We start from the raw sequence: 1,162 nt of genomic DNA, 5'->3' as shown, positions 1-1,162 counted from the left end.
GCGTGGGGCTGATGTCGGCGATGGACAAATGGCTGGCCGCCGAGCCTCTGCGAAAGTACTCCACTTGAGGATCTGCGCCGGCCTCTTCGCGCGACTTGAGTTGAAACCCGGTGGGGTGCAGCGGGTCGACGGCCACATGACGGCAATCAATCCCTTCCGTGGTCAGCGTGTCGACTACAAAACGCCCGAGGGAGTCGTTACCCACGCGGCTCAGCCAGGCCACATTGAACCCCAGGCGCGACAGGCCGATGGCGACGTTGCTGTCGGCGCCGGCAATGCGTTTGTGAAACTGCCCGACCTGGGCCAGGTCGCCGGTCTGTTCGGCGACAAACATCGCCATGGTTTCGCCAAACGAGAGGATATCGATCTCAGACATGGGCGTTCTCCACATGGGGTTGGCCAAGGGGGGCAAGGGTCGCGACCTGTTGCGCGGTGACTTCGATCAGGTCATCGCCCTGCAACGGAAATTCCACCGCCCGGGTAATACCTTGAGTCATGTGTTTGAGCAGTTGTTCCCACAGATGCAGGTCGGTGGCGCCCGGCGGCAAGGCCACCAGCTTGCCATCGGCGCGACGGGCCACGGCCTTGCAGTGCAGGTAATCCACATGCCGGCCCAGCAACCGCGCAGCGGTGAGCGCGGATTGGTCTTGCCACTGCCAGTTGCCGATGTCGAAGGTCATTTTCACCGGCAGGCCCAGGCGTTCGACTTCGGTAAAAAACCGTTGCATCGGTTCAATGCGCCCGCCGTGCAGGGTCTGGTCGTTTTCCACCAGCAGCTTGACCGGGTGGCGGTTGAGCAGGGCGTGCAGGCTTTCCAGATCGTTGGTGTCGGTGAAGTAACCGAGAGACACTTTCAACCAGCCCGAACCAAAGGCCTGGGCGCGGTCCAGGGTCGCGGCCAGCTCGGCATTGGGCTGGGCACGACCGGCGACCCACAGCTCCAAGGGCGAGGAAAAGACAGATTCCAGGCCTTGTTCTGCAGCGGCCAGGGCCAACTCGGCCGGTTGCTCGGTGGTGAGCAGTTCTTCACGCCATTCAATGCGCTGGGCACCGGCGGCGCTCAGCAGCGCGACAAAACTCAATTGGCCCTGCTGGCGAACCAGGTCGGCGCCGTAGCTGGAAAGGCTGATGGAGACGGGGTATTTATGCATTGTTGTTTACC

2 protein-coding genes are annotated in these 1,162 nt (G+C 62.3%); both read right to left on the bottom strand.

What is annotated here, in order from left to right:
* Positions 1 to 376: PfkB family carbohydrate kinase (locus GIW04_RS30880; protein WP_236479631.1), on the bottom strand; the 376-nt coding region annotated here is incomplete at its 3' end.
* Positions 369 to 1,151 carry a sugar phosphate isomerase/epimerase family protein gene (locus GIW04_RS30875; RefSeq protein ID WP_034135479.1) on the bottom strand — a complete coding sequence of 261 codons (783 nt, stop codon included), beginning with the start codon at positions 1,149 to 1,151 and terminating at the stop codon, positions 369 to 371. The genes GIW04_RS30875 and GIW04_RS30880, both read right to left, overlap by 8 nt.
* Positions 1,152 to 1,162 lie beyond the last annotated feature (11 nt).

Origin of the sequence: Pseudomonas sp. PA-4-8C, assembly GCF_021606625.1 — a bacterium.
Lineage (GTDB): Bacteria > Pseudomonadota > Gammaproteobacteria > Pseudomonadales > Pseudomonadaceae > Aquipseudomonas > Aquipseudomonas lactis.
The sequence above is the reverse complement of the archived record's forward strand: the minus strand, read 5'-3'. Positions and strand labels throughout refer to the sequence as shown.

Coding starts and splice junctions, on each gene's coding strand:
- GIW04_RS30875 (WP_034135479.1), bottom strand. CDS start 1,151: ATGCATAAATACCCCGTCTCCATCAGCCTTTCCAGCTACGGCGCCGAC.